At 36.6% G+C, this 8,723-nt stretch carries 8 protein-coding genes and 2 pseudogenes; 8 read left to right on the top strand and 2 right to left on the bottom strand.

Features of this window, described 5'->3' with window-relative positions; genetic code table 11:
- The 5 genes and pseudogenes from F6K40_RS36585 to F6K40_RS36565 form a co-directional block, all read left to right on the top strand.
- A partial coding sequence (locus F6K40_RS36585; protein WP_293144008.1) for a Rossmann-like domain-containing protein occupies window positions 1–360 on the top strand: 360 nt, incomplete at its 5' end.
- Between the two features lie 197 nt (window positions 361–557).
- Window positions 558–1,148, top strand: a complete 591-nt coding sequence (locus tag F6K40_RS36580) for an NAD(P)H-dependent oxidoreductase (protein ID WP_293144005.1) — start codon at window positions 558–560, stop codon at window positions 1,146–1,148.
- Between the two features lie 416 nt (window positions 1,149–1,564).
- Complete coding sequence (locus F6K40_RS36575; RefSeq protein WP_293144002.1) at window positions 1,565–1,666, top strand: hypothetical protein; 102 nt, start codon at window positions 1,565–1,567, stop codon at window positions 1,664–1,666.
- A gap of 22 nt (window positions 1,667–1,688) precedes the next feature.
- Window positions 1,689–2,105, top strand: a pseudogene (locus F6K40_RS36570) (XisH family protein).
- Window positions 2,093–2,428 (top strand): annotated as a pseudogene (locus tag F6K40_RS36565) (element excision factor XisI family protein). The pseudogenes F6K40_RS36570 and F6K40_RS36565 overlap by 13 nt, the downstream one beginning before the upstream one ends.
- Before the next feature lie 1,819 nt (window positions 2,429–4,247).
- Here the strand turns inward: F6K40_RS36565 and F6K40_RS36560 are convergent.
- Both F6K40_RS36560 and F6K40_RS36555 read right to left on the bottom strand, forming a co-directional pair.
- The gene (locus tag F6K40_RS36560; RefSeq protein WP_293144000.1) at window positions 4,248–5,774 is read right to left on the bottom strand and encodes an ArnT family glycosyltransferase; all 1,527 of its coding nucleotides are present in this window, start codon (window positions 5,772–5,774) and stop codon (window positions 4,248–4,250) included.
- 406 nt (window positions 5,775–6,180) lie between these two features.
- Window positions 6,181–7,071, bottom strand: coding sequence for an ADP-ribosylation family protein (locus tag F6K40_RS36555; RefSeq protein WP_293143997.1), 891 nt, complete (start codon window positions 7,069–7,071; stop codon window positions 6,181–6,183).
- 226 nt (window positions 7,072–7,297) lie between these two features.
- Here F6K40_RS36555 and F6K40_RS36550 point away from each other — a divergent pair, with 226 nt between their 5' ends.
- From F6K40_RS36550 to F6K40_RS36540, 3 genes are all read left to right on the top strand, one after another.
- The gene (locus F6K40_RS36550; protein ID WP_293143994.1) at window positions 7,298–7,465 is read left to right on the top strand and encodes a DUF2256 domain-containing protein; all 168 of its coding nucleotides are present in this window, start codon (window positions 7,298–7,300) and stop codon (window positions 7,463–7,465) included.
- Between the two features lie 35 nt (window positions 7,466–7,500).
- A complete protein-coding gene (locus tag F6K40_RS36545; protein WP_293143991.1) occupies window positions 7,501–8,424 on the top strand; it encodes an isoaspartyl peptidase/L-asparaginase in 924 nt (307 codons plus the stop codon).
- Window positions 8,425–8,484: 60 nt separating this feature from the next.
- Window positions 8,485–8,723, top strand: a 239-nt coding sequence (locus tag F6K40_RS36540) for a hypothetical protein (RefSeq protein WP_293143989.1), incomplete at its 3' end; no start/stop codon positions are given.

The raw sequence follows: 8,723 nt of genomic DNA, 5'->3' as shown, positions 1-8,723 counted from the left end.
TCCCGGTTATCTCGTTATGAGAATGAGATGGATATGACTGTCATCGAACGGCAACCGGGAGCGGACGACCTTCCCGACACTGCATCGGAGTATTTGTTACCGGAGGCGGAATGGGTATTTTTGACGGCGACTTCTATTGCTAATAAAACTTTTCCTCGGTTAGTGGAGTTGGCAAAAAATTCTCAGTTAGTTTTGATGGGTCCGACTATGCCTTGGTTAGCAGAGTTAAAGGAATTTGGGATTGATTATTTGGCAGGAGTTACTGTTAGTAATGCTGAAGTTTTAAGACAAACTGTTGCTGAAGGTGGAGGGGTAAGAATTTTTGAAACAGGTGTACAATATCAAGTGTTAAAGTTGTAGTAAGTTATGGCTGCTAAAGATATTTTCCATATTTGTAATTGTCAATATCTATAGTAGAATAACTCTCAAGAGAAAATCAGGACAAAAAACACAGGTAACGCCCGGCTTTCATTCCGACGCTCCCCCAATAGCTGCCGCTAGGCGAGACAACGGGAGAGCGCGGGACTTATCGCCAGGAGAGTTAAATTTTTACTTAAATGAAATTACTAATAATCAACGCACATCTAAAATACCCAGGTTTGTCTGAAGGTAAATTGAACCTGACTCTGATGAACCTCGCTAAGGATTTTTTTGCAGAAAAAGGGCATGAAGTAATCGAAACCTACGTCGAAAATGGATATGAACCAGACAAAGAGGTAGAGAAGCACCTAGAAGCTGATTTAGTTCTCCTTCAAACACCAGTAAATTGGTTCGGTGCTCCATGGATTTACAAAAAGTATGCAGATGACGTCTTCAATCTTGGCCTTAAGAACAAGTCTTTACTGGAAAACGATGGACGCACACGAAAAGACCCTAAAAAGCAATACGGAACTGGTGGCTTTATGCAGCATAAGAAGTTTATGATCTGTGCAACATGGAATGCTCCCAGGGAGGCTTTCGATAATCCCGATCAGTACCTTTTTGCAGGAAAGAAAACAGAGGATGTGTTTCTCAACATCACAAGTAACTATAAATTTTGTGGTTATGAAATCCTACCAGACTATGGAGTATTTGATATTCACAAGAATCCTCAAATTGAAAATGATATTGAGGGATACAAGCTACACCTTGAACAGTATTGTTTCTAAATTTGATCGGTAACTCTGTTATGTCACTCTGGCACAACCCTTGTGATTTTTAAGTTCTAGAGGTATTTGATCTTAAGTAGGATTTCTAAGTACCACTAACAATAAGCAATTAGGTTCTATTTGTTGAGTCCGACTATGCCTTGGTTAGGAGAATTAAAGGAATTTGGGATTATATCATGTTCGGATAATCACTAACTATAAAGTCATTGCGACGGTAACACCGTGGAAGGAAGCAATCTCAAGAGTTTGAGATATCTCTTCCATCTATATCCTAATCATAACTATTCAACCGAACATGATATTAATCGGACTTACGCAAAGAAACCCGGTTTCTACGGTAAATCATTGTTTTTGACAATAAACATCTACGAGAAACCGGGTTTCTGGGTTCACCTGCGTAAGTCCTGATTAATTATTTGGCAGGAGTTACTGTTAGTAATGCTGAAGCTTTAAGACAAACTGTTGCTGAAGGTGGAGGAGTAATAATTTTTAAACAGGTGTGCAATATCAAGTGTTAAAGTTGTAAACTTGTAGTAAATTATGCCTGCTAAAGATATTTTCCATGATGCTGTCAAAAATGCCTTGATCAAAGAAGATTGGGTCATCAGTAATAACCCTCTTTACTTAGAATTTGGTGGAGTTGATTTGTCTGTTGATTTAGGTGCTGAAAGAATTGTTGGCGCTGAAAAAGATGGCATAAAAATTGCCGTTTAAATCAAGAGTTTGATTCGAGGCTCTCTAGTTTCAGAGTTTCATAATGCTTTGGGGTAATTTATTAACTACCGAACGGTATTAAGAATAATTAAACCGGAAAGAGTTTTATATTTAGCTTTTTCTGAAGATACTTATGAAAGTTTTTTCACTCTAGTATTTACTCAAGTAGCAGTTGAAGAAAATCAGATAAAATTGATTATATATAATCCTACAAATGAGGTGATTTTGGAATGGAAAAATTAACTAAATATAGGAATTATGTCAAAAATATTATTACTGAATATAGTCAATACAAACCATCTTATGGAGATATAGAAGTACAAGTTGTTTTTGATGAATAAAGAGACCATTATCAACTTTTAAATGTTGGTTGGCATGGCAATAGACGAGTACGGGGTTGTGTGTTGCAAATAGATATTAAAGATGAAAAAATCTGGATACAACATGATGGTACAGAAATTGGTATTGTTAATGAATTATTAGATTTAGGGGTGCCAAATTCAGATATTGTTCTGGCTTTTCTTGCACCTTACAAGCGGCAATATTCGGGTTTTGTTGTGTCGTGAAAAAGGAAGAAGTTTGTAGGTTGGGTTTATCCTGCGGATAAGCTACACTAACGATACCTCAACCCAACCTACGTTTACTACTGTAATCTATGGAGAATCAGCGATCGCTACTTTCATCAGAATTTATCTAAAATCTAATAACTATAACGTTGGAGTTTATTGGTATTTGCGGGAGAAGGCGATATAGCTGCCGCACTTGCTCCGTCAACGCTCTTTTGTCTAAATGTAGTAGGTTGGGTTAAGCGTCGGAGCGCAACCCAACAAAAACTTATTTAGCTGAGGTTGCCGTTATCCTACTTGAGCAATGGCTGAAAAAGGTTGGGTTTTTCCTGCGGATAAGCTACGCTAACGATAGCTCTACCCAACCTACGTTTACTATAACGTTGGAATTTGTTGGTATTTATGGGAAAAAGCGATATAGCTGCCGCACTTGCTCCGCCAACGCTACTTTGTCTAAATCTAGTAGGTTGGGTTAAGCCAGAGCGAACCCAACAAAAACTTATTTAGCTTGGGTTGTCGTTACCCTACTTGAGCAATAGCTGAAAAATGTTGGGTTTTTCCTGCGGATAAGCTACGCTTTTTTGTATAGGGAATGCTCCTATTCCATGTCGCGAATGCGAAACGCGGAGCGACATGTTTGCGGAGCATTCCGTCAGGAAAAAACGGAGCTTTGCGTCAGCAAAACGATACCTCAACCCAACCTACGTTTACTAAAACACTTGAGGAGACAGCAAGTATTTTTTTTGTAATATTGCTTGTATTATTGGCCAATAAATGAATCAAACATCAATACAGCGCTTTTCAGTTGAGTAGACCACTAAATTCATTGTTAGGAGTCAGGAGTCAGGAGTCAGGAGTTAGGGGTTAGGAGTCAGGAGTTAGGAGTTAGGAGTCAGGAGTCAGGAGTTAGGAGTCAGTATCATTGTGGTTTATTCATATGAAAACCGCTGTAAGCGTGAAAATAAGCGATCGCTATTTTAATGAGCGATCGCTATTTTGTGGAAATACAAAGGTTGGAGTTGGTTGAATGAGGCGATCAAACTAAACAGGACTTAGGCAGAACCGCCATATCTAAATCTAATAGGTCAGAATGGCATTCGCCCCCTATGGATAGCGTATTGTCTAAGAATTTGTGTAAGTCCTGAGTAATATCAAATCCGGTTGAATACTTATTATATACTTGGGGGTGGGAAGTGTGGGAAGTTGTTTCGTGTGGGGGGTGTGGGGGGTGTGGGGAGTGTGAGGAGTGTGAGGAGTTTGAAGTAATTATAGAATTATAAACATATATTATATAACCGGATTCTATATAAAGCTAGGAGACGGCATCGCCTTCCCTGAGTCTATCTGAGCTTCAATGACTATTGGCCAATAAATGAATAAGAAATCAATAAGTGTGAAAATGAGCGATTGGTGGTATTCGCAATGCTTCTGTTAGTGGTTCGGAAATTTATCAAATTAGTTTGCTGATGGTTTTTTTTAGGTTTGAGGAATAAAATTATTATAGCTTTAACGAACTATATCAATTTACAGCACTACAAATCCTGTAAATTTTTGAAAGCTACTCGAACTGTATTGTGAAAGATATCTTTTGCTGACATAATTTATAGTAATAATGGGAATTGAAAAGTGTCAGAAAAGGAGGTTAGCTGAATGCTGAAAGCTGATAGCTAGTTAAATTTAATTAATTATTTAAGATGATTTATATCATGTCCGGATAAGAGCGTGATAAAAAAACTTGCTCCTCCTTCATATCCCAAAATTTTCTCCTCTTCTCTCGAGTCTCGAGTCTCCTGACTCGTCCCTCGTTATTTATAACTATTCAACCGGACATGATATTATAGTAATAAAAACCCTGATTTTGGTATTGCAAAACATAACGGTTGTCTAATAGATTTATATTGTCATATACTTGTAAATTTTCTTGAAATATTAGGTCAGAATCTTTTAACTCTATTAAGTCTATACTTACTTTTTTTTCAACTTGCCGTAGTTCTTCTAATGTTTGGGGTAATTGCCAAATTACTTGAGTCGGATAATTAGCGATCGCTAAATAAAAGTTTTTCTCTGACATAACTATTTGTGGTTGAATTTGCAATTTTGATATTACTTTTTCTAGTCGCGAACTATAAGTATATAAACGTTGAGACTGTCGGCGTTGGAGATTTTTTAGTTTGTGGAAAGTGAGAAAGTTTGAATAACTTAAACATAGATAAATTCCTAATCCTATAGCAATTAATTTTTTAGGTTCTAACTGATAAGTTAACTGCCATAAACCTGCCATTGATAAGATTGCCATTAAAGGGGAAAAAACTGCTAACCCTCGAATCCCCATATCAATATATTGATAAAGTAAAAAAACTGCCAATAAAGCTGGCATAAAACTAATTATGCTAAAAATACATAAATTTATGTAAGCTGACAATTGTTGAAATTTATGTTGATAAATTGCCTTAATCAATGCAGCTAAAGTAATACTCCATAAGAGCAGCATTGAAATAGTAATTGTTCCATAGACGGGAAACTTTTTCAAATTAATTATGAGACTACAATTAAATAGAAAATTTTCCCAGATCATTCTCAGCATATCAATCAAATTAGATTGAGATAAAATTCTCGTTGCTGCATAGGGATAAACTTCTTGATTTTGAGAAATAGGAATTAAAACAGTGACAAATAGTAATGCAAAAGCAAATAGTAAGCTGAATAAAGTTTTTTTGTAATCTTGATTTTTCTCAATCCACAAAATAGCTATACTAGCAGGAAATAAAGTTAATAAAAATGGTTTAATTAAATATGCTAAAGCTATTGCTGAAGCTAAAAATATCCCTTTTAAAAAACTTTCTTTTTGTATAAATAAAAGAGCAAAAACCACCATGATTACAGCAGCAGCAGATATTTCTGTCATTACTGAATGAGTCAAAACTAAAGTGTAAGGATAAATCAAATAAATCAAACTAGCAGCAAAACCTACCCATTGATTAGCAATGACTCTACCAACTGTAAAAATTAAAAATATCGTCAAAATTAGGAGGAAATAATTAACAAAAAATGGTGTAGCTTCATTAATTCCACCAATCAAAAAACCAACAGCTAAAATTAAAGGATAACCAGGGAGATGAGTATCCTTAGTTGGATAGCCTTTTTGAATAATACTACTAGCCAAATAATGATTACTATTAAAATTAAAATGACGGACAATATTTTGAGCTACAGTATAGTAAAGTGTTTCATCATTCCAGCGAATTTGTAAAGAGATAGGTTTAGTCAGATAGAGAGCGATCGCCGTTATTATACAGAGTAATAGATATGGAAAAAGATGAGTAAATAAATTTCTGCGGAAAGTCATATTTTGAGGTGTAGTCGAAGTTTAATTTTGTCTAGTGGGAGCATCTTGTTCCCTTGTTTAGGAAATAGCTCTATTTTTTAGATAATAAATTAATCTACTAAATAGAGAGGTTTGATTTTACCAAATGTATTATATTTTATCGGGTAAAAATATAATATTTTTGGGGGATTAATTTGGTTTAATAAATCACATACAACCTATTATAAACTACAATTTTTTTTAGAGGAAATCTTCCCAATAACGAAGACTTAATGCTATTCTCCCAAAAGAGGAAAGACCAAAGAATGATATAGACTACCAGAACCTAAAAGCAAATGAAACTTATGAGCAAAGAAAACGGTCAAGTAAATTATCCAGATATTAATGATAATACTTATTTACAAATCTTAGAGCTGTCTAAGCAATGCTATCGCTCGAAACTTAACCGCTTAGGATATCCAGTCATATCCACCGATTTAATATCCCTGTTATTATAGTGAATCTCAAGAATGTGTAGTAATTTTTCACGCTGAAGTACAGTGTAGGCTTTTTTAAGTAAGTTGTAGGCTTTCTCAGAATCTTCTTCACCACCCCAATACCATAAAGATCGACCTGCTTTCAAGGCAGGTACTACATTACCATCTGTACACTCATCAAGCAGTGCTTTGTATCCTTCATCGCTACTTTTACTATAAACCTTTGATAATTCATTTCTGCGGAACTTTTCTGGTACACAAAGTCCTAAACCAGTATCTGATGAAACTGTCTCTACTCGATTTTCGACAATCTCTATTGAATACTTACTTATATAATCTTGAATACGTTCTAAAAACCTATTGATTATACTTTTAGCCTCTAGATAATATTCATCTCCATCCTCTGCAAGATATTCATCACAACATTCAAGCTGTTCCTCGCAGCGATCGATAAGTGCTGAAAAAATGCTGCCATAGACCTGTATTTTATCACCATCATTATTATAATATGACGCAGCACCTCGAAAACCAATAGAAGGGTTATCCAGTAGAAGTCCCCAGTGTAAGCCATCACAATCTCCATGTAAGTATGTAAAAAATTCTGGCAAATCTCGATAATAACGATAATGAAGAAGTGCTGATTCCTTAAAATTTTCAGTTAGTAATTTTGGGTTTAATATCAAACTCAATATACCAGAAGGGGATACACGAATTGTACTTAAATCCCACATTCCTTCTTCAGGATAGTTTTGTAAAAAATCAGCTAGTTGAAAGATTGAAACTGGAAACTCCAAATCATAATACTCTTTTAGCAAGCTTTGAATATCTGCAAACTTTTCCATTAGCTATTTACTCTCAATTTATCTAAGTCTAACATCAATTATTGCTATCCCCTACTCTTCCAATTTTAGGAAATAGTGTCAGCATTCAGCCATCAGCTATCAGCTATGAGTTATTAACTGATTATCAAACTTTCTGGAGGAATTAATTGTTATATAGGCTTCTCAAAATCATATTTTTTATTTTTTAGGTATAATAACTAATGAATATCAAGCTAACTATTGTATCATGGCAAAAACCAAATCTAAATCTGACTTACCAACAAAAATATGTCCTGTGTGTAACCGCCCTTTTAGCTGGCGAAAAAAATGGGCAGACTGTTGGGATGAAGTCAAATATTGTTCCGAAAGATGTCGGCGACGCAGGTCAAAAATTGACAAACAAACCCAGGCATAATAGCCTGATATCTAGTAGTTTAATCACAAAAAAAAATGCAGCCAAAACTGATCATTCACGGTGGTGCTGGTAGTTCCCTCCAGGAAAAAGGAGGATTAGAAGTTGTTCGGAAATCTCTCCATCGAATAGTAGATGAATTATATAACTTGGTTCTAGGTGACACCGCTGCTGTAGATGTAGTCGTGCGTGGTTGTCAACTCTTAGAAGATGACCCAGTTTTTAACGCTGGCACCGGTTCAGTGCTACAATCTGATGGCCAGATTCGGATGAGTGCTTCCTTGATGGATGGTATGAATCATCGGTTTAGTGGGACGATCAATGTCTCCCGGATTAAAAATCCCATTGACTTAGCTAAAGCATTGCAAGAATCACCCGATCGCGTATTATCAGATATTGGGGCGGCTGAATTTGCACGGGAATTACAAATGCCAGTTTACAACCCGTTGACAGATAAACGATTAAATGAATGGTTAGAAGATCGCAAACAAGATTTTAGGAGAAAAATGGCTAACGTGGTTGCAGAATCTCCAGGCACTGGCACTATCGGTGTAGTAGTTTTGGATAAAGAGGGTAGATTAGCTGCGGGCACGTCTACTGGAGGGAAAGGTTTTGAAAAAATTGGTCGGGTTAGTGACTCGGCAATGCCTGCTGGAAATTATGCTACTGGTAGTGCTGGAGTGAGCTGTACTGGCATTGGAGAGGATATTATTGATGAGTGTTTGGCAGCAAAAATCGTGATTCGGGTAACGGATGGTTTTTCCATGAAAGCAGCTTTTGAGCGTTCATTTGCTGAAGCACACGAACATAAAAGGGATTTGGGTGCGATCGGTATTGATGCCAGTGGTATTATTGGTTGGGGAAAAACTTGTGATGTAATTTTAGCTGCTTTTCACGATGGGCACAGAATTGGTGATAGTTTGGAAGCTGATAAGGGAACATTAATTTTTACTGCTGAATAATACTAACAGGACTTACGCAAAGACACTATAGAACCCATTTTGGATCTATGATTGGGAGGTGTGGGAAGTGTGGGAAGTGTGGGAGGTGTGGGAGGTGTGGGAGGTGTGGGAGGTGTGGGAGGTGTGGGAGGTGTGGGAGGTGTGGGAGGTGTGGAGAGTGTAGTCCGTACAGGACTCAAAAAATGTAGGGTTGTAAATATTCTAGCTCAGACAATGAATGAACAATGCCAAAACGAGCGCTCTCCTCCGACCCCGCTCCCCTACTCCCTCTTTTCTAGAGATATCAAATGGGTTCTATA

The organism is Okeania sp. SIO3I5, assembly GCF_010672085.1.
Lineage (GTDB): Bacteria > Cyanobacteriota > Cyanobacteriia > Cyanobacteriales > Microcoleaceae > Trichodesmium.
This window is presented reverse-complemented; position numbering and strand designations above follow the sequence as displayed.

Excerpts from the sequence above, each read along its gene's own strand:
- F6K40_RS36580 (WP_293144005.1), top strand. The coding sequence starts at position 558 with ATGAAATTACTAATAATCAACGCACATCTAAAATACCCAGGTTTGTCT.
- F6K40_RS36560 (WP_293144000.1), bottom strand. The coding sequence starts at position 5,774 with ATGACTTTCCGCAGAAATTTATTTACTCATCTTTTTCCATATCTATTA.
- F6K40_RS36555 (WP_293143997.1), bottom strand. The coding sequence starts at position 7,071 with ATGGAAAAGTTTGCAGATATTCAAAGCTTGCTAAAAGAGTATTATGAT.
- F6K40_RS36550 (WP_293143994.1), top strand. The coding sequence starts at position 7,298 with ATGGCAAAAACCAAATCTAAATCTGACTTACCAACAAAAATATGTCCT.
- F6K40_RS36545 (WP_293143991.1), top strand. The coding sequence starts at position 7,501 with ATGCAGCCAAAACTGATCATTCACGGTGGTGCTGGTAGTTCCCTCCAG.